The organism is Streptomyces sp. NPDC088725, from assembly GCF_044751305.1.
Lineage (GTDB): Bacteria > Actinomycetota > Actinomycetes > Streptomycetales > Streptomycetaceae > Streptomyces.
In genome coordinates this window covers 338533-357515 of the sequence record NZ_JBIVLO010000006.1, presented here as the reverse complement: position 1 = coordinate 357515, position 18983 = coordinate 338533, and the positions used below count along the sequence as shown (strand labels likewise).

General features: G+C 70.1%; 18 protein-coding genes. 2 read left to right on the top strand and 16 right to left on the bottom strand.

Going from position 1 to position 18983, the window contains the following annotated elements:
• Positions 1-138: 138 nt before the first annotated feature.
• The 15 genes from ACIP6N_RS17960 to pgsA all read right to left on the bottom strand — a co-directional run bounded on the left by ACIP6N_RS17960 (position 139) and on the right by pgsA (position 15575).
• The gene (locus ACIP6N_RS17960) at positions 139-2781 is read right to left on the bottom strand and encodes a RelA/SpoT family protein (protein ID WP_401816676.1); all 2643 of its coding nucleotides are present in this window, start codon (positions 2779-2781) and stop codon (positions 139-141) included.
• Positions 2782-2966: 185 nt separating this feature from the next.
• Entirely contained in the window at positions 2967-3512 is a 546-nt protein-coding gene (locus tag ACIP6N_RS17955; RefSeq protein WP_401816674.1) for an adenine phosphoribosyltransferase, read from the bottom strand.
• Positions 3509-4624 carry a protein translocase subunit SecF gene (gene secF / locus ACIP6N_RS17950; RefSeq protein WP_401816672.1) on the bottom strand — a complete coding sequence of 372 codons (1116 nt, stop codon included), beginning with the start codon at positions 4622-4624 and terminating at the stop codon, positions 3509-3511. The genes ACIP6N_RS17955 and secF overlap by 4 nt, the downstream gene beginning before the upstream one ends.
• A gap of 1 nt (position 4625) precedes the next feature.
• The gene (gene secD, locus ACIP6N_RS17945) at positions 4626-6392 is read right to left on the bottom strand and encodes a protein translocase subunit SecD (protein ID WP_401816671.1); all 1767 of its coding nucleotides are present in this window, start codon (positions 6390-6392) and stop codon (positions 4626-4628) included.
• A 145-nt stretch (positions 6393-6537) separates the two neighbouring features.
• Positions 6538-7032 (bottom strand): preprotein translocase subunit YajC, encoded by a 495-nt coding sequence (gene yajC, locus ACIP6N_RS17940; protein ID WP_401816669.1) that lies wholly within the window; start codon positions 7030-7032, stop codon positions 6538-6540.
• 165 nt (positions 7033-7197) lie between these two features.
• Positions 7198-8283: a Holliday junction branch migration DNA helicase RuvB gene (ruvB, locus tag ACIP6N_RS17935; RefSeq protein WP_401816667.1), complete on the bottom strand. Its 1086-nt coding sequence runs from the start codon at positions 8281-8283 to the stop codon at positions 7198-7200.
• 22 nt (positions 8284-8305) lie between these two features.
• Positions 8306-8932, bottom strand: a complete 627-nt coding sequence (gene ruvA, locus ACIP6N_RS17930; protein WP_401816665.1) for a Holliday junction branch migration protein RuvA — start codon at positions 8930-8932, stop codon at positions 8306-8308.
• Positions 8929-9486 carry a crossover junction endodeoxyribonuclease RuvC gene (ruvC, locus tag ACIP6N_RS17925; protein ID WP_401816664.1) on the bottom strand — a complete coding sequence of 186 codons (558 nt, stop codon included), beginning with the start codon at positions 9484-9486 and terminating at the stop codon, positions 8929-8931. Before ruvC ends, ruvA begins: the two co-directional genes overlap by 4 nt.
• 131 nt (positions 9487-9617) lie before the next feature.
• Positions 9618-10370: a YebC/PmpR family DNA-binding transcriptional regulator gene (locus ACIP6N_RS17920; RefSeq protein WP_401816662.1), complete on the bottom strand. Its 753-nt coding sequence runs from the start codon at positions 10368-10370 to the stop codon at positions 9618-9620.
• 62 nt (positions 10371-10432) lie between these two features.
• Complete coding sequence (pdxT, locus tag ACIP6N_RS17915) at positions 10433-11023, bottom strand: pyridoxal 5'-phosphate synthase glutaminase subunit PdxT (RefSeq protein ID WP_401816661.1); 591 nt, start codon at positions 11021-11023, stop codon at positions 10433-10435.
• Between the two features lie 6 nt (positions 11024-11029).
• Entirely contained in the window at positions 11030-11932 is a 903-nt protein-coding gene (pdxS, locus tag ACIP6N_RS17910) for a pyridoxal 5'-phosphate synthase lyase subunit PdxS (protein ID WP_401816660.1), read from the bottom strand.
• Between the two features lie 134 nt (positions 11933-12066).
• Entirely contained in the window at positions 12067-12564 is a 498-nt protein-coding gene (locus ACIP6N_RS17905; protein ID WP_401816883.1) for a hypothetical protein, read from the bottom strand.
• A gap of 259 nt (positions 12565-12823) precedes the next feature.
• Positions 12824-13990, bottom strand: coding sequence for a glycosyltransferase family 4 protein (locus ACIP6N_RS17900; protein ID WP_401816659.1), 1167 nt, complete (start codon positions 13988-13990; stop codon positions 12824-12826).
• Positions 13987-14907 carry a phosphatidylinositol mannoside acyltransferase gene (locus tag ACIP6N_RS17895; RefSeq protein ID WP_401816658.1) on the bottom strand — a complete coding sequence of 307 codons (921 nt, stop codon included), beginning with the start codon at positions 14905-14907 and terminating at the stop codon, positions 13987-13989. Before ACIP6N_RS17895 ends, ACIP6N_RS17900 begins: the two co-directional genes overlap by 4 nt.
• The gene (gene pgsA, locus ACIP6N_RS17890) at positions 14904-15575 is read right to left on the bottom strand and encodes a phosphatidylinositol phosphate synthase (protein ID WP_401816657.1); all 672 of its coding nucleotides are present in this window, start codon (positions 15573-15575) and stop codon (positions 14904-14906) included. The genes ACIP6N_RS17895 and pgsA overlap by 4 nt, the downstream gene beginning before the upstream one ends.
• Before the next feature lie 369 nt (positions 15576-15944).
• Here pgsA and ACIP6N_RS17885 point away from each other — a divergent pair, with 369 nt between their 5' ends.
• Positions 15945-17600 carry a hypothetical protein gene (locus ACIP6N_RS17885; RefSeq protein ID WP_401816656.1) on the top strand — a complete coding sequence of 552 codons (1656 nt, stop codon included), beginning with the start codon at positions 15945-15947 and terminating at the stop codon, positions 17598-17600.
• Positions 17601-17665: 65 nt separating this feature from the next.
• Here ACIP6N_RS17885 and ACIP6N_RS17880 read toward each other — a convergent pair whose 3' ends face one another.
• Positions 17666-18229, bottom strand: a complete 564-nt coding sequence (locus ACIP6N_RS17880) for an HIT family protein (protein WP_401816655.1) — start codon at positions 18227-18229, stop codon at positions 17666-17668.
• Positions 18230-18304: 75 nt separating this feature from the next.
• On the opposite strand from ACIP6N_RS17880, the gene ACIP6N_RS17875 reads away from it, so the two are divergent.
• Positions 18305-18973 carry a potassium channel family protein gene (locus tag ACIP6N_RS17875; protein ID WP_401816654.1) on the top strand — a complete coding sequence of 223 codons (669 nt, stop codon included), beginning with the start codon at positions 18305-18307 and terminating at the stop codon, positions 18971-18973.
• Positions 18974-18983: the final 10 nt, after the last annotated feature.

Sequence of the window (18983 nt, the reverse complement as noted above, 5' to 3'; positions counted from 1 at the left end):
CGCGCGCCGACCGGCGCACGATACGGAAAGGCTCCCCGCACTGCTTGTGCGGGGAGCCTTTCCGTATGACCGCGTTGCCTGCGCGTGGCCGCGTTGCCCGCGTATACGTCCGTGCGTCGGTCGCGGCGCACCCGGGCGTTACGGCCTGCGCGCCGAGGTGACCCGGTAGACGTCGTAGACGCCCTCCACGCCCCGTACCGCCTTCAGGACGTGTCCCAGGTGCTTGGGGTCGCCCATCTCGAAGGTGAAGCGCGAGGTGGCGACCCGGTCGCGGGAGGTCTGGACGGCCGCCGAGAGGATGTTGACGTGCTGGTCGGACAGGACGCGCGTGACGTCCGAGAGCAGCCTGGAGCGGTCCAGCGCCTCGACCTGGATGGCGACCAGGAAGACCGAGGACTGGGTCGGCGCCCACTCGACTTCGAGGATCCGCTCGGGCTGCTGCGAGAGCGAGTCGACGTTCACACAGTCGGCGCGGTGCACCGAGACGCCGCTGCCCCGCGTGACGAACCCGATGATGGGGTCGCCGGGAACCGGCGTACAGCAGCGGGCGAGCTTCACCCAGACGTCGTCGACGCCCTTGACGACCACGCCGGGATCGGCGCTGGACCGGCGCTTGCTGCGGCCGCGTGAGGGCGGGGCGCTCTCGGCGATGTCCTCGTTGGCGGCCTCCTCGCCGCCGAGGGCCTGGACCAGCTTCTGCACGACGCCCTGCGCGGCCACATGGCCTTCCCCGATCGCCGCGTACAGCGACGAGATGTCGGGGTAGCGCATCTCGTGCGCGAGCGTGACCAGCGAGTCGCCGGTGAGGATCCGCTGGATCGGCAGGTTCTGCTTGCGCATCGCCTTGGCGATGGAGTCCTTGCCCTGCTCGATCGCCTCGTCGCGGCGCTCCTTGGAGAACCACGCCCGGATCTTGTTCCTGGCCCGCGGGGACTTGACGAAGCCCAGCCAGTCCCGGGAGGGGCCCGCGCCCGACGCCTTGGAGGTGAAGACCTCCACCAGGTCGCCGTTGTCGAGGGTCGATTCGAGCGGTACGAGCCGTCCGTTGACCCGCGCTCCTATGGTGCGGTGGCCGACCTCGGTGTGCACGGCGTAGGCGAAGTCGACGGAGGTCGCCCCGGCCGGCAGCGCTATGACGTCGCCCTTCGGCGTGAAGACGAAGACCTCGTTGCGCGACAGGTCGAAGCGCAGGGACTCCAGGAACTCGCTGGGGTCCTCGGTCTCCTTCTGCCAGTCCAGCAGCTGGCGCAGCCACGCCATGTCGTTGACGGTGTCCTGGCCCGCGCCCTTGTAGGTGGACCTGGGCACGTCGGTACGGACCTTGGAGGCGCCCGCGACGGCCTCCTGCTTGTACTTCCAGTGCGCGGCGATGCCGTACTCGGCGCGGCGGTGCATGTCGAACGTACGGATCTGCAGCTCGACCGGCTTGCCGTTGGGCCCGATGACCGTCGTGTGCAGCGACTGGTACATGTTGAACTTGGGCATCGCGATGTAGTCCTTGAACCGCCCGGGGACCGGATTCCACCGGGCGTGGACGGTGCCGAGCGCCGCGTAGCAGTCGCGGACGGTGTCGACGAGGACGCGGATGCCCACCAGGTCGTAGATCTCCGCGAAGTCACGGCCGCGGACGATCATCTTCTGGTAGACGCTGTAGTAGTGCTTCGGCCGTCCCGTGACGGTGGCCTTGATGCGGGCGGCGCGCAGGTCCGACTGGACTTCGTCGGTCACTATGGCCAGATATTCGTCCCGCTTCGGGGCCCGCTCGGCGACGAGCCGCACGATCTCGTCGTACATCTTCGGGTAGAGGATCGCGAAGGCGAGGTCCTCCAGCTCCCACTTGATGGTGTTCATGCCCAGGCGGTGGGCGAGCGGGGCGTAGATCTCCAGCGTCTCGCGGGCCTTCTTCTCCTGCTTCTCCCGCTTGAGATAGCGCATCGTGCGCATGTTGTGCAGCCGGTCGGCGAGCTTGATGACCAGGACGCGCGGGTCCTTGGCCATGGCGACGACCATCTTGCGCACGGTTTCGGCCTGCGCGGCCTCGCCGAACTTGACCTTGTCGAGCTTGGTGACGCCGTCGACGAGCAGCGCGACCTGGTCGCCGAAGTCACGGCGCAGGGTGTCGAGGCCGTACTCGGTGTCCTCGACGGTGTCGTGCAGCAGTCCCGCCATCAGCGTGGCCGGGTCCATGCCCAGCTCGGCGAGGATCGTGGTCACCGCGAGGGGGTGCGTGATGTACGGGTCGCCGCTCTTGCGCTTCTGGCCGCGGTGCCAGCGCTCCGCGACCTGGTAGGCGCTCTCGATCTGCCGCAGCGTCGAGGACTCGATCTTGGGGTCGTTGATCCGGACGGTCCGCAGCAACGGCTCGAGCACCGGGTTGTACGGCGAGGAGCGCTGCACGCCGAGGCGCGCGAGCCTGGCGCGGACGCGGTTGGAGGACCCGCCGGAGCGGGGAGCGGACGCGGTGGAGGGCTTGGGGGCGCTGACGGGCGTCGCACTGTGCGGACGCTCGGGCGCGGCAGGCTGGGGCTTCGCCGGGGGCCGCGCCTCGGGGGCCTGAGCGGCCTGAGCGTCCGGGGCCTGCGCGGTCGGCCGGGGTGCGGGCTGCTGGGGTGCGGGCTGCTGGGGCGTCGTACCGCTCTCGACGGGCTTCGCGGGCGTCTGCGCAGGCCTCACCCCGGCGTCGGCAGCGGACTGCGTCTGCGGCGCTTCGGGCGCCGCCGCAGACCGGTCGGCGTGCGGATCGGGCGTTGCGGCAGCCAGTGGCTTGGCCTCGTCTGGCAAGAGCGCTCCTCGTGCGGATCCGGGGACCCCGGTCAGGCCCGGCTACTCCATGGTATCGACCTCGGGCGTACCGCTCGCCCCGGGAGTGGGGGCTGTGGACAACCGCGGACGGGCACCCGGTTGTTCCCGGATGCCCGTCCATGCCTGTCACTAACCGATTCTTTCCGGGGTATCGGTCCCGGTTGTCAGACCGTGATCAGCGCCTCGAGCGGTACTCCGCGCAGTGCCGGTTCCAGCCGGTCCCTGCCCTTGAGGAAGCCCAGCTCCATCAGTACGGCCACGCCCACCACCTCGGCTCCGGCCCGCCGGACGAGTTCGAGCGAGGCCGCCGCCGTACCGCCGGTGGCGAGGACGTCGTCGATGACGATGACGCGGTCGCCCTCCGTCAGATCCTCCGCGTGCACCTCGATCTCGGCGCTGCCGTACTCCAGCTCGTACGTCTGCGACAGCGTGGCCCCCGGCAGCTTTCCCGCCTTGCGTACGGGGATGAAGCCGAGGCCCGCCCTGACCGCCACCGGGGCGGCCAGGATGAAGCCGCGCGCCTCCAGGCCGACGACCTTCGTGGCGCCGTACCGCGCGCACAGTCCGGCCAGCGCGTCGGTCAGTGCCGAAAAGGCCTTCGGGTCGGCCAGCAGCGGCGTGATGTCCTTGAACATCACGCCCGGCTTCGGGTAGTCGGGAACGTCCCGGATGCGGCTGACCAGCAGCTCCCGGGTGCTGTCGTCGGTCACCGGCGCCGCCCTGTCGGACGGCCGCGGCCGTCGCGGCCCCGCGGGCCCACGACCGCTGCGGCGGGGCCGGGGATCTCGTCCTCGTAGCCGTCCCGCTCGTCGTACCCGGACTCGGCCGGTTCCTCGGCGGACTCGCCCCTGGCCGCGGCGGCGGCCCGCTTGGCGAGGACGCGCTTCTTCAGTGCCTTCATCTGCGGCTCGCGTTCCTTGAGGTCGGCGACGAGCGGCGTGGCGATGAAGATCGAGGAGTACGCGCCGGCCGCGAGGCCGACGAACAGCGCGAGCGAGATGTCGTTCAGCGTGCCGGCGCCGAGGACACCGCCACCGATGAAGAGCAGACCCGCCACGGGCAGCAGCGCGACCACGGTGGTGTTGATGGAACGCACCAGGGTGCTGTTGATGCTGCGGTTGGCGATCTCACCGTAGGACCAGCGCGTCTGCTTGGTGAGGCCCTTCGACTGCTCCTTGAGGCTGTCGAAGACCACCACGGTGTCGTACAGCGAGTAACCGAGAATGGTCAGCAGACCGATCACGGTGCCCGGTGAGACCTCGAAGCCGACCAGCGCGTACACACCGACGGTGATGGTGAGGTCGTGGATCAGGGCGACCAGCGCGGCCAGCGCCATCCGCCACTCGAAGGCGATGGCCAGATAGATCACCACCAGGAGCATGAAGACGGCGAGGCCGGTCCATGCCTTGTTGGCGATGGTCTCGCCCCAGCTCGGGCCGACGAGGTCGGCGGCGATGTCGTTCTGGTCGACCTTGAGGTCCTTGGCCAGCTCGCTGCCCACGTGGTCGGCCTGCTGGGTGTCCAGCGCGGTGACCTGGATGCGCAGGGTGCCGTTGCCGAGCTTCTGGACGACCGCGTCGTGTCCGGAGGCCTCCTTGGCGAAGGTCTCCGCCTGCTGCACGGACACGCTCGTCTTCGGGGTGGTGAAGACGGCGCCACCCTCGAAGTCGATGCTCATGTTCAGACCGCGCACCGCCAGGCCGACGATGGCCGTGATGGTGATCAGGATCGAGATCCCGTACCAGATCTTGCGCTTCCCGACGAAGTCGTAGCCGACCTCGCCGCGGTAGAGACGGGCGCCGAATGCTCCGAGTCGCGACATCTCACGCCTCCTTGGGCTGGTCGGTGGGAGAGCCGGTGCGGCGGGCGCGGCGCAGGGGCGGCTTGGCGCCGAGCCGCTTCGGGTCCAGGCCGGACCAGGGACTGCCGCCCGAGAAGAACTTCGTACGGGCGAGGAGCGTCATGACGGGCTTGGTGAAGAAGAACACCACGACCACGTCGAGGACCGTGGTCAGACCGAGGGTGAAGGCGAAGCCCTGCACCTTGCCGACCGTGACGACGAACAGCACCGCGGCGGCGAGGAACGACACGAAGTCGGAGACCAGGACCGTGCGCCGGGCACGCGGCCAGGCCCGCTCCACGGCCGGACGCAGCGTACGGCCTTCCCTGATCTCGTCCCGGATCCGTTCGAAGTACACGATGAACGAGTCCGCGGTGATACCGATGGCGACGATCGCACCACAGACCGCGGGCAGGTTGAGCGCGAAGCCGATACCGGGGCCGAGCAGCGACATGATCGTGTACGTCATGACGCCGGAGGCCAGCAGGGAGAGCAGCGCGATCAGCGAGAGACCGCGGTAGTAGGCCACCAGGTAGATGATCACCAGGCCCAGACCGATCGCACCGGCGATCAGACCCGCCTCCAGCTGCTCGGTACCGAGCGCGGCGGTGACGGTGGTGACGCTCTGCGTCTCGAAGGAGAGCGGCAGCGCACCGTACGACAGGACGTTCGCCAGGTCCTGGGCGGACTGCTGGTTGAAGCTGCCGGAGATCTCGGCGCTGGCGCCCAGCGTCCCGCTCACCGAGGGCGCGGAGACGACGTCGCCGTCGAGCACGATGGCGAACTGGTTCATGGGGGGCTGCTGCTGCGAGATCTTGCTGGTGATCGACTGGAACTTCTTGGTGCCGCCGCCGGTGAAGTCCAGCGTCACGATCCACATGTTGCGCTGCGGGTCGAGGACGCCCTTCGACTTGGCGACGTCGGTGCCTTCGAGTTCCGCCGGGCCGAGCACGTACTTGTCGTACGTCTTGCCCTCGGTGTCGAGACCACAGGCGACGATGGTGTCCTTGGGCGCCGCCGTCTGGTTGACCGAGGTGCGCGCGCTCTTCTTCGAGCAGTCGAGTTCTTCGAACTTCTTCTGCAGCGCGGCCGTGGCCGGGTCGGGTGCCGGCGCGGGGCTGGCGGACGGATCCGCCGGCGGGGCGCTCTCGCCGGGAGCTGAGGCGCCCGGGGTCGGCGTCGCGTCCGCCTTGAGCGCGTCCGTCACCGCACGGCCCTGGGAGGTCGCGCTGTCCGAGGGCTGCGGCGACGAGGAGGGGGCGCCGGCCGAGGGCTTGCCGCTCGGCTTGGCGCTGGGGCTCGGAGAGCCGGTGGTGGAGGGCTGCGGGGGCGTGGGGCTGCCCGGCTGGACAGTCAGCACCGGACGGAAGTACAGCTGGGCGGTCTGGCCGACCTGCTTGATGGCCTGCTTCTCGTTCGTCCCCTTGGGGACGTTGACGATGATGTTCTTGTCGCCCTGGGTCTGGACCTCGGCCTCGGAGACACCAAGACCGTTGACACGCCGCTCGATGATGCTGACGGCGGTGTCCATGTTGGTCTTGTTGATCGCGTTCGGCTTGCCAGGCGTGTTCTTCGCCTGGAGCGTGATGCTCGTGCCACCCGCGAGGTCGATCCCGAGCCTCGGCGTGGTGTGACCGGAGGCGAACATCCCGCCGGTGAGCGCGACCAAGGCGATCAGGAACAGTGTCAGGGTGCGCCCTGGCCTGCCGGATGCCCCGGCTGGCCTTCGACCCTTATTAGGTGCTGCCACCTTCTCGTTTCTCCCTGTCCAACCGCCCCTCGCCCGGTTGCGCCGGAGCGGCCACGAAGTGATGTGGGGACCCTGCCCCCCGCAGAAATCGACACATACCGTGCGCCGCGCGGGCCGCCGTAACGGCCCGCGGTCACGGACGTGGCTACTTCGCGCCGGCCTCGCCGTCGGTCTTGCCGTCCGCGGACTCGTCCTCCGACCCGGACTTGGTGTCCTTGGCCGCGGTGACGTCGGCCTCGGGCTTCTTGCCCAGGTCGATCCTGGCGTCGTCCGGGGTGCTGTCGAGCTCGGTCAGCGACGAGGCGTCGTCGGGAACGACCGGGCCGTCCAGCTCCAGGCCTTCCTCGTCGTTGCTGTCGTCACCGTGGACGATGCGGTTGTACTCGTCGTCGGCGAGGACCGCTCCGATCGCGTTCTTCGCGTATGCGGCGTGCACGCCCGGAGCGACCTCGAGGAGGACCAGTTCGTCATGGACCTCCTTGACGGTGGCGTACATGCCGCCGATGGTCCGGACACCCGAGCCGGGCTGCATTTCGTTACGCATCGAAGCCGCCGCCTTCTGCTTCTTCTTGGCGGACCGGGTCATCAGGAACATGGCCCCGATGAGCACGATGAAGGGGAGGAGGGCTGCAGGACTCACGAGGAGGAACTTCCTTCACACGACCGCATGATGAAGCGGTCTGTATACGGGGGTGGGCATGCCGACCCGGAAGGGTGGCATCGGCGGAGTCTAAGCGAGTCCGCATCGTTGGAACAACGCCCAGCATCGCACCGGGGTTCCTGATTTGGACGACTGCGCCTTATGTCACGTCCTGAACAAGCCCGGCTGCCCGCCGGGCTGCTGCGGCGGGACAAGCCCCAGGTGGGTCCAGGCCGCAGGTGTGGCGACCCGGCCGCGGGGGGTCCTGGCCAGAAGTCCTTCCCGTACGAGGAAGGGCTCCGCGACCTCCTCCACGGTCTCACGCTCCTCTCCCACGGCGACGGCGAGGGTCGACAGGCCCACGGGACCGCCGCCGAACAGCCCCAGCAGCGCCTGGAGCACGGCGCGGTCGAGCCGGTCCAGACCGCGCGCGTCGACCTCGTACACCTTCAGTGCCACGGCGGCGATCTCGCGCGTGATGCGGCCGTCGGCCTTGACCTGCGCGTAATCCCTGACCCGGCGCAGCAGGCGGTTGGCGATACGGGGCGTGCCCCGGGAGCGGCCCGCGATCTCGGCGGCTCCCTCCGCGTCGATCTCCAGGTCGAGGAGCTGAGCCGAGCGGTGGATGACGCGCTCCAGCTCGCCACTCCCGTAGAACTCCATGTGGCCGGTGAAACCGAAGCGGTCGCGCAGCGGGGGCGGCAGCAGCCCGGCCCGGGTGGTGGCCCCGACCAGGGTGAACGGCGGCAGCTCCAGCGGGATGGCGGTGGCGCCCGGGCCCTTGCCGACGATGACGTCGACCCGGAAGTCCTCCATCGCCATGTACAGCATCTCTTCCGCGGGCCTGGACATCCGGTGGATCTCGTCGAGGAACAGGACCTCGCCCTCCTGGAGGGAGGAGAGGATCGCCGCGAGATCCCCGGCGTGCTGGATGGCGGGGCCCGAGGTGATGCGGATCGGCGCGTTCATCTCCGTCGCGATGATCATCGAAAGAGTGGTCTTGCCGAGGCCGGGTGCGCCCGACAGGAGGACGTGGTCCGCGGTGGCGCCGCGCGCGAGCGCCGCCTTGAGCACCAGGTCGAGCTGTTCGCGGACGCGCTCCTGGCCGACGAACTCGTCCAGCGACTTGGGCCGCAGCGCCGCCTCGACCGCCTGGTCCTCGCCGTCCACGGACGCGGACGCGGCGACGAGCCGCTCGGCCGCTCCCACGGTGTCGGTCGCGGACGGCGACTCGGTCTCGTCCCAGTTCACTGTGCATCACCTCGGAGTACGGTCAACGCGTGCGGTTCAGGCTCTGGAGCGCGGCGCGCAGCAGCTGCGGCACCGGCGGCCGGCCGCCCTCGGCGACGGCGGCCTCGGCCTGCGGGGTGACGGCGGCGACGGCCTCGTCGGCCTCCCTGGTGGCGTAGCCGAGGCCGATCAGGGCGGCGTGCAGCTGATCGCTCCAGGAGGCCGCGGACGCCGCGGCGGCGGTGCGGCGGCCCGCTGCCGGGCCGACCGGCTCGCCGAGCCGGTCCTTCAGCTCCAGCAGGAGCTTCTGGGCGCCGCGCTTGCCGATGCCGGGGACGGCCGTCAGCGTCTTCTCGTCGCCTGCGGCGACCGCGATCCGCAGGGTGTCCGGACTGTGCACGGCGAGCATGGCCTGCGCCAGCCTGGGCCCGACGCCGCTGGCGGTCTGCAGCAGCTCGAACACCTGGCGCTCGTCGTCGTCGGCGAAGCCGTAGAGCGTGAGGGAGTCCTCCCTGACGACGAGGGAGGTGGCGAGCCTCGCCTCCTCGCCGACGCGCAGCTCGGCGAGCGTGCCCGGGGTGCACTGGACGGCCATGCCGATGCCGCCGACCTCGATCACGGCGGTGGTCGGGGCGAGAGCGGCGACCGGGCCGCTGACGAAGGCGATCATCGCGTGACCTTCCTGGCAGGTGTGGTGGTGGGGATACGCGAGGCGCGCGCGGCCGCGTGTGCCTGTTGCAGCCGGTTCACGGCGGGGGCGCGCCAGATGTGGCAGATGGCGAGCGCCAGCGCGTCCGCGGCATCGGCAGGTCTGGGCGGCTCCGCGAGCCGCAGCAGCCGCGTCACCATGGCGCCGACCTGGGCCTTGTCGGCGCGGCCGCTGCCGGTGACCGCGGCCTTGACCTCGCTGGGGGTGTGCAGCGCGACGGGCAGCCCGCGGCGCGCGGCGCACAGCATCGCGACCGCGCTCGCCTGGGCCGTGCCCATCACCGTACGTACGTTGTGCTGGCTGAACACGCGCTCCACCGCGACGAGTTCGGGCCGGTACTCGTCGAGCCAGGCTTCGAGTCCCTGCTCGATGGCGACGAGCCGCACGCCGATCTCCGCGTCCGCGGGCGTACGCACGACTCCGACGCCGAGCATCGTCAACGGCCGTCCCGCGACGCCTTCGACGACTCCGACACCGCACCGGGTCAGCCCGGGGTCCACACCCAGGATCCGCATCGCGCCCTCCCCCACCCGCTCGGTCAACTGTTCCCGCTGATCAGCACAGTATCGGTCGCCACTGACAACGCGACGGGCCGACGGAGGTGTGTCCGTCGGCCCGTCAGGCAAAGGCTGCTGAGAAGCGGCGGTCAGGCGTCGACCTTCTCCATGACGTCGTCCGAGACGTCGAAGTTGGCGAAGACGTTCTGCACGTCGTCGCTGTCCTCGAGCGCGTCGATCAGCTTGAAGATCTTACGAGCGCCTTCCTCGTCCAGATCGACCTGCATGGTCGGCACGAAGTTGGCGTCGGCCGAGTCGTAGTCGATGCCGGCCTCCTGGAGCGCGGTACGCACCGCGACCAGGTCGGTGGCCTCGCTCAGCACCTCGTAGGTGTCACCGAGGTCGTTGACCTCCTCGGCGCCCGCGTCGAGGACCGCGCCCAGGACGTCGTCCTCGCCCAGCTCACCCTTGGGGACGATCACGACGCCCTTGCGGTTGAACAGGTACGAGACGGAACCCGGGTCGGCCATCGAGCCGCCGTTGCGGGTCATGGCGACCCGGACGTCGGAGGCGGCGCGGTTGCGGTTGTCGGTGAGGCACTCGATGAGCACCGCGACACCGTTCGGTCCGTAGCCCTCGTACATGATCGTCTCGTAGTCGGCGCCGCCGGCTTCGAGACCGGCGCCGCGCTTGACCGCCGAATCGATGTTCTTGTTCGGTACCGAACTCTTCTTCGCCTTCTGGATGGCGTCGAAAAGCGTCGGGTTGCCCTCGACATCGGCACCGCCGGTGCGCGCCGCGACCTCGATGTTCTTGATCAGCTTCGCGAAGAGCTTGCCGCGTTTGGCGTCGATCACGGCCTTCTTGTGCTTCGTCGTAGCCCATTTAGAGTGGCCGGACATCTGCCTGTCTCCTTCGCGTAACCAATTCTGCTCCGTTCGGCAGCGATCCTACCGGGACACGGTCACCGTGCGGCGCGCACCATGTCCGTGAAGAACCGGTGCAGCCGGTGATCGCCGGTCAGCTCCGGGTGGAACGACGTCGCGAGGGCGTTGCCCTGCCGTACGGCGACGACGTGTCCCCCGTACTCGGCGAGCACCTGTACCTCCGCGCCCACCGATTCGACCCAGGGCGCCCGGATGAAGACGCCCTCGACCGGGGCGCCCCCGACCCCCGCCACCTCGACGGCCGCCTCGAAGGACTCGTTCTGCCGCCCGAAGGCGTTCCGCCTGACGATCATGTCGATACCGCCCACGGTCTCCTGGCCCGAGCGGGGATCGATGATCTTCTCGGCCAGCAGGATCATCCCCGCACAGGTGCCGTAGACGGGCATCCCGGCCCCTACCCGCTCCCGCAGCGGCTCCAGCATCCCGAAGAGCGCGGCCAGCTTGGACATGGTGGTGGACTCGCCGCCCGGGATCACCAGACCCTCGACGTCCGCCAGCTCCTCGGGGCGCCGTACGGTCCTGGCCTCGGCGCCCGCCGAGGCCAGCGCCGCCAGATGCTCCCGGACGTCGCCCTGGAGGGCCAGGACGCCGATCACAGGGGTGCTCATCGGTGCCTACCAGCCACGGTTCGCGTAGTGCTCGGCGTCCGGGAGGGTGTCCAGGTTGATCCCGACCATGGCCTCGCCCAGATTCCGGGACGCGTCCGCGACGACCTTGGGGTCGTCGTAGAAGGTGGTGGCCTTCACGATGGCCGCCGCGCGCTTCGCCGGGTCGCCCGACTTGAAGATGCCGGAGCCCACGAACACGCCCTCGGCGCCGAGCTGGCGCATCAGCGCCGCGTCCGCGGGAGTGGCCACCCCGCCCGCCGAGAACAGCACGACCGGCAGCTTGCCGAGCGCCGCGACCTCCTTGACGATCTCGTACGGAGCGCGCAGCTCCTTGGCGGCCGCGTACAGCTCGTTGGTGTCGAAGCCGCGCAGCTTCGCGATCTCGTTCTTGATCTGCCGCAGGTGACGGACGGCCTCGACCACGTTGCCGGTGCCGGCCTCGCCCTTGGAGCGGATCATGGCCGCGCCCTCGGCGATCCGGCGCAGCGCCTCGCCCAGGTTGGTCGCACCGCAGACGAACGGCGTGGTGAAGGCCCACTTGTCCGAGTGGTTGACCTCGTCGGCCGGGGTCAGGACCTCGGACTCGTCGATGTAGTCGACGCCCAGCGACTGGAGGACCTGCGCCTCCACGATGTGGCCGATGCGGGACTTGGCCATGACCGGTATCGAGACGGCTCCGATGATGCCCTCGATCATGTCCGGGTCGGACATCCGGGCCACGCCGCCGTCCTTGCGGATGTCGGCGGGCACCCGCTCCAGGGCCATCACGGCCACGGCGCCGGCGTCCTCGGCGATCTTCGCCTGCTCGGGCGTGACGACGTCCATGATCACGCCGCCCTTGAGCTGCTCGGCCATGCCTCGCTTGACGCGTGCGGTGCCGGTCTCGGGGGTCTGGGGGGTAACGGACACGGAGCGACCTCACTGGCTGAAAACGGTGGACTTCTTCGCTCCGAGCAAACGCCCCGGAGCAGTCCACAGCAAGGGCCAATGAATGACCGGTGGCTCGTTCTCAGTCCGCCGGGCCGCTGAGGTGCCCCGGGTGCTCAGGTGCCGGGCCGGTCGGCGAGCGCGACGGGCGGCTCGTCGTCCATCTCGAAGGCGAGCGAGAACGGCGCGTGTCCCGCCAGCCGGAACCAGCGCACCTTGCGGTGCCTGCGCAGCGCGCGAGCCGCGCGTACGGCGTCGTTGTGGAACCGCCGGGCCATCGGTACGCGCCGTACGGCGGCGGCGAGTTCATCCGCGGCCTCCTCGCCGCCCGGCTCGGCCCGTACGGCCTCCACCTGCGCCGGCTCGCCGAACACGGCCCGCAGCGCCTGGCTCAACTCGCTCTCGGCGAACTCCCGTTGCTCCTCCTCGGCCTGCCGGGCCGCGTGCGCGGCCTGGTACAGCACGATGGACGCGGCGGGATCGAGCACACCGGAGGTGGCCAACTCCTGCGTGACGGAGGCCCGTCGCAGCAACTGGGCGTCAAGTGCGGCTCGGGAGGCGTCAACGCGCGTGTGGAGCCGGTCAAGACGTCCGGCGGTCCAGCTCAGGTACATCGCGAACGCGACGACGACGATGACGATCCAGATAAGGGTGCTCACGCACGGCAGGCTACCGGCCCGGCCACCACGGCCACGGCTCACCGCCGGCCGGAATCACCGGGCCACCGGGCCACCGGGCCACCGGGCCACCGGGCCACCGGGCCACCGGGCCACCGGGCCACCGGGCCACCGGGCCACCGGGCCACCGGGCCACCGGAGGGGAAGGTTCCCACCCCGCCCCTCCCCGAAACCGTGACAGGCCGTCCCGCCGGGCTCAGTCCCGCGCCGCCAGTCCGAACCTCGCCCGCAGCCCAGTCGTCCGCTCGTCCGTCGCGACCGAGGCCGCGCCGTCCGTGACCGTCTCGTACACGGACAGGATGTCCGCGCCCACCGTCGACCAGTCGAACCGCCGCACGTGAGCGCTGCCCCGGGCACGCAGCCCCGCACGGCCCTGCGCGTCGCCCAGCAGTTCCACGGCGGCGGCCGCCAGCGCGTCCGCGTCCTCGTTCGCGAAGAGCGCGCCCGCCGAACCCTGGTCCAGCACCTGCGCGAACGCGTCCAGGTCGCTCGCCAGTACCGGCGCGCCCGCCGACATCGCCTCGACCAGGACGATCCCGAAGCTCTCGCCGCCCGTATTGGGGGCGACGTACAGATCGACGCTGCGCAGCAGCCGTGCCTTGTCCTCGTCGCTCACCATGCCGAGGAATTCGACGCGTGAGCGCATCGCCTCGGGAAGCGACTCCACCGCCTCCTCCTCGTCCCCGCGCCCCGCCACCAGCAGCCGGGTACCGGGGTGCGCGTCGAGGATCTTCGGCAGCGCCCGCATCAGGACGGGCAGCCCCTTCCGGGGCTCGTCGATGCGCCCTATGAAGCCGATCGTGCCGCCCTGCCAGGCCGGATTGACCTCGGCCTTCGCGAAGAAGCCGACATCGACGCCGTTCGGGATGACCACCGCGTCGCCGCCCAGATGCTCCACCAGCGTCCGGCGCGCGTACTCGCTCACCGCGATCCGCGCGCTGATCTTCTCCAGCGCGGACTGGAGAATCGGATACGCCGCGATCATCGCCCGCGACCGGGGGTTCGACGTGTGGAACGTCGCGACGATCGGTCCCTGCGCCGCCCAGCAGGCCAGCAGGCCGAGGGAGGGCGAGGTGGGCTCGTGGATGTGGATCACGTCGAATGTCCCGTCGTGCAGCCACCTCCGTACCCGCGCCGCCGACAGGAAGCCGAAGTTGAGCCGGGCCACGGAGCCGTTGTACGGGACGGGCACGGCACGGCCCGCCGAGACGACGTACGCCGGCAGCGGTGTCTCGTCGTCGGCGGGAGCCAGCACCGAGACCTCATGACCCAGCCGGATCAGGTGTTCGGCCAGATCTCTGATGTGGAATTGGACGCCGCCCGGCACATCCCACGAGTACGGGCAGACGATGCCGATCTTCACTCGTTCCCCCGCCGGGGCTCACGAGGATCGAGGTCCTCGAGCCATAGCCGCTGCAACATGTGCCAGTCCTCCGGATGTTCCGCGATTCCGCCGGCGAACGCGTCGGCCAGCGCCTGCGTCATCACAGACGTCTTCTCGGCGCGCGTACCTGTCCCGGGTACCTCGACAGGCGGGTGTATCCGGGCTCGCATCACCGGTGACGCCTCGTACCAGAGGTTCACGGGCAGCAGCGCCGCGCCGGTCTGCTGGGCCAGGAGCGCCGAGCCTCCCGGCATCCTGGCGCGGCTGCCGAAGAAGTCGACCTCGATCCCGGAGGCCGACAGGTCGCGGTCGGCGACCAGGCAGACCAGGCCGCCGGCACGCAGCCGCCGGGCGAGGGTGCCGAAGGCGGAGCCCCCGGTGTGCGGCAGCACCTCCATGCCCAGGCTCTCGCGGTAGGCGACGAAGCGGTCGAACAGCGATTCGGGCTTGAGCCGTTCCGCGACGGTCGTGAACGGCACGCCCATCGTCCTCGTCACCCAGGCTCCCGCCAGGTCCCAGTTGGCCAGGTGCGGCAGCGCCACGATCGCGCCCCGCCCGGACTCCAGGACGTCCTTCAGGTGGTGGTCGCCCTCCACCCGGACGTCCGCGGCCACCCGCTCGTCGGTCCAGGTGGGCAGCCGGAACGACTCCATCCAGTACCGCATGTACGAGCGCATCCCGGCCTTCGAGAGCGCCGCGAGCCGTTCGGGGCCCGCGTCCGGCACGACGCGCGCCAGATTGGATTCGAGCCGCAGGACGCTCGGACCCCGCCGCTTCCAGACGGTGTCGGCGATGGTCCGGCCCAGGGCGGCGGCCACGGGCTCCGGCAGCGTTTTCACGGTGCTCCAGCCGAGCCCGTACAGCGCGTCGGTCACGCGGTCGCTCGCCCGGCTCATGACGTGGTCCCACTCCCCCGCGCGGCCGTTCCCGCCGCGTCGGCCTCCGCCGATTCCCGGCGTACGGTCACGACGCGCTGCGCGAGCGTCACGATGCTGCCGACCGCCACGATCCACAGGGCGATCGGAAGCAGAATCTCGATACCGGGCACCCCGAAGGTGCGGTGGAATCCCGCGAGACCGGCCGCGACGAGCGAGATGACCAGCCGCTCCGCGCGCTCGACCAGCCCGTTGACGGCCACCGGCAGCCCGATGGACTCGCCCCGCGCCTTCGTGTACGAGACGACCTGGCCGCTGGCCAGGCAGAAGATGGCGACGGCGCAGAGCACGTTGTTGTCCCCGCTGCCCGCGTACCAGAGCGCGAAGCCGGCGAAGATCGCGCCGTCCGCGACCCGGTCGAGGGTCGAGTCCAGGAACGCGCCCCAGCGGCTGGAGATACCCGCCTGCCGGGCCATATTGCCGTCGACGAGATCGGAGAAGACGAAAATCGTAATGACGATGGTGCCCCAGAAAAACTCCCCGCGCGGGAAGAAGACCAGCGCACCCGCCATCACACCGGCCGTGCCGATGAGTGTGACCGCGTCAGGACTGACTCCCCGGCGGAGCAGAAACGCGGCGAACGGCGTGAGGACACGCGTGAAGAATGCACGCGCGTACTTGTTCAGCATGGCCTTCCCGACGGTCGTGGGCCGGGCGGCCCCGTTGGCCCCCGGCGGCCCCATCGTAGCCAGGACCGCCGCTCCGCATGTCCGAGACCCGCATCACGTTCCCCGGTACGCCGGATGGACGGTCCGTGACGGCGGCGGAAAGGTCCGGGCGCGCGGGCACGAACAGCGTGGCCGCGCGGCGTAGTTGCGTTGGCCGGGACCGATTCATCACGGTGGCTGAAGTCTGCTCGGTTTCATGACGCGGACAGCACAGCCCGGTTACGCTGGGGTGCCCAGCTCAGCAGGTGTGCCGGGCACGGAGGTGTGCGGGACGCGCCGGTCGGGAAGAGGCCGCGAGAGCGATCCGTGCGGCGATGGGTGGGGGCGGCAGTGGCGAATGACTTCTTCGACTTCAGCCCTGGAGCGCAAATCCCGCTCCAGGGCACGGCAGGACAGACCGCGGCGACGCAGGCCCTCGCCTCGGCCGCGTACCGGGACAGCCCGGTCGAGGAGATCCTGAAGGCCGACAACGAGTGGCACAAGTCCACGGTGAAGCCGGGCAGTTCCAAGCTCTTCGCGCCAAATCTGGGCGAGGCGTTCTCGCGGGCCGTCCAGGTCAGGATGCTGGGCGCCGGGCGTGACGCGCTCATCCAGTCGTTCGGCACCGAGCCGCAGACCGTGGTCGAGCACTGCCTGGCCGCGAACCACATCCGCAAGGAACGGGACAAGAAACTCACCGCGGTGACCGTGCTGTTCGGGGTGCTCTTCCTGCCCGGACTGCTGCTGTGGCTGGGCGTGTTCCAGCTCCGCAGGAGCCTGGCGGCCTCGAAGAGCAAGTACGCGGGCGCCATCGGGCCGCTGCTGATGGTCGCGGTGGGTGTGCTGGCGGTGATCGTTCTCGTTGCGCTGCCGTTCTTCGGTTTCCTCGGCCTGTATCTGCGCGCCATGATCATCGCCCCGGCCATCGGCTGGGTGCTGGCCAAACGGATCTGCGAGTCGACAGCCAAGGACCTGCGCGCCCGCTGGAGCGACCTGCTGGCCGGCGGCGGCATCGGCGCGAAGATCCCCGAGGCCGTCCCGGGACATCCCAATGAGACCGCGCGGGAGGAGCTGCGCCAGTCACTTGAGAACCTCACCGCGGAGCAGTACTCCAACGTGGTCTTCTACGCGGGCCGCAAGGGCATACTCGGCATGGGCACCCGCTGGGGCAGCTGGCAGCTCGCCGAGCAGATGACGTCCCGGGTACCGGGCAAGGAGTTCAATCAGTTCCGCAGCTACGACGTGGCGCGGGCGATCCACGACCAGCTGAAGCTGCTGGAGCGCGGCCCGCTCAACTCGGGAGGTTTTCCCGCGCCTTCGGTCAAGCACTGGATCGTGGTCTCGGTGGGTGACGGCGCGGGCTCGGTGAAGAGGCCGGGCGGCCCCGAGGTGGAGCACTTCCAGGTCAAGGGCCACGAGATACAGCGCATCTGCAACCACCAGCAGTTCGACAGCGGCGACCGGCACTACCTGGGCATCCAGTTCGTCACCTGGGGCGGCGATCTGGTGATCACGATGATGATCACGGTCACCGTCCTGTTCAACACCCTGCGCATCGAGGTGACGGGGCACGCGCTGGGTCCCGTGCACTCCCTCTTCAAGGGCGGCCCGTCGGCGAAGACCGTCTCGCGGGCGAAGACCGTGAAGTTCTGGGAGACCACCAGCCGGACGCTGCCGCTGGTCGACGCGGGCGAGGTCGTCAGGATCGCCGTACGGGCGCCTCTCACGTGGTACCAGCCGGTCCTGGACCACCTCGGCGGCAAGCTGGTGCTGCCCGAGCCGTTCGGGCTGCGGCACGCCTGGGCCGAGCAGCCCTGGGGGGACCGCTTCAAGGCCGACGACGTGCTGCGCACCGCCACCCCGGTGCTGCGCGCGACGCATGCCGCGGTGCTGCGGGTGCTGGAGGAGAACGGCGTGGACACCGCGGGCTTCGCGGGCCGGGCGGGCTCCCTCAGCGGCGCGGTGCAGGACGCCTCGCCGAAGAAGGCGGACACGTACGACGCGTAGGGCACATCCAACAGCCGAAGGGCGCGCCGGGCAGGAACCCGGCGCGCCCTTCGGCTGTCCGGACCTTACGGCTGAGCGGGCCAGGCGTCGGCCAGCATGGCGCGGGTGTCCGCGAGGAGTTGCGGCAGCACGCGCGTATGGCCGACGACCGGCATGAAGTTGGTGTCGCCGCCCCAGCGGGGTACGACGTGCTGGTGCAGGTGAGCGGCGATACCGGCGCCGGCCGCCGCGCCCTGGTTCATGCCGATGTTGAATCCGTGCGCGCCGGACGCGGTGCGCAGCGCGGTCATCGCGCGCTTGGTGAAGAGGGCCAGCTCGGCGGTCTCCGCCTCGTCCAGGTCCGTGTAGTCGGCGACGTGCCGGAACGGCACCACCATGAGGTGTCCGCCGTTGTACGGGTACAGGTTCAGCACCGCGTACACCCACTCACCGCGCGCGATGATGAGCCCGTCCTCGTCGGACTTGGCGGGAATGGCGCAGAAGGGACAGCCGTCGTGGGCGCCCGGCCCCGTGGGCTTGTTCTCGCCCTGGATATAGGCCATCCGATGGGGTGTCCACAGGCGCTGGAACGCGTCCGGGTTCCCCACTCCGATCTGCTGCTCCGGCTCACTCGTCATGCTGTGCAGCATATGACTTCGGGCCCGTGAAGCGTGTCGCCGGGCCTCGTCCCCGCCATCCGCGCTCCTCGGGACGATGCTGGGGCGATGCATGTGAGCAACGGGCCGCTGTGGCAGCGCCGCTGGGACCGGCTGGTGGAGGTGCCGCTGTTCGCGGCCTCGCCGGTGTTCCTCGGGTGCTACGCGGTACGCGTCCTCGACCAGGGAGCCGATCCCGTCCTGCGCGATGTCGCGGGGCTGCTGATGCTGCTGGTCTGGGCGCTCTTCCTGGCCGACTACCTGGTCCGGCTGGTGCTCAGCGGCCAGCACGTGCCGCGCTTCGTACGCACGCACTGGCTGGACACCCTGGTGCTGGTGCTGCCCCTGCTGCGCCCGCTGCGGATCGTGAACGCGTACACCGTGGTGCAGCGCAGGCGCGGCCGGCCGCGGCTCAGTCTGTACGGGCGTGTGATGGCGTACTCGGGCATCGCCTCCCTCCTCCTGTCCTTCGCCGCATCGCTCGCCGTCTACCAGCAGGAACGCGGTGCGCCCGGCGCCACGATCCGCTCGTTCGGCGACTCGGTGTGGTGGGCCTGCTCGGCGATCACGACGGTCGGGTACGGAGATGTCACGCCGGTGACCCCGTGGGGGCGGGTGTTCGCGGTGGGACTGATGGTGTGCGGGATCGCGCTGCTGGGAGCGGTGACGGGTTCGTTCTCCGCATGGCTGATCCAGGTGTTCAACCGGGAGGACGAGAAGAGGTCTCCGGGGAACTGAACGTTCCCGG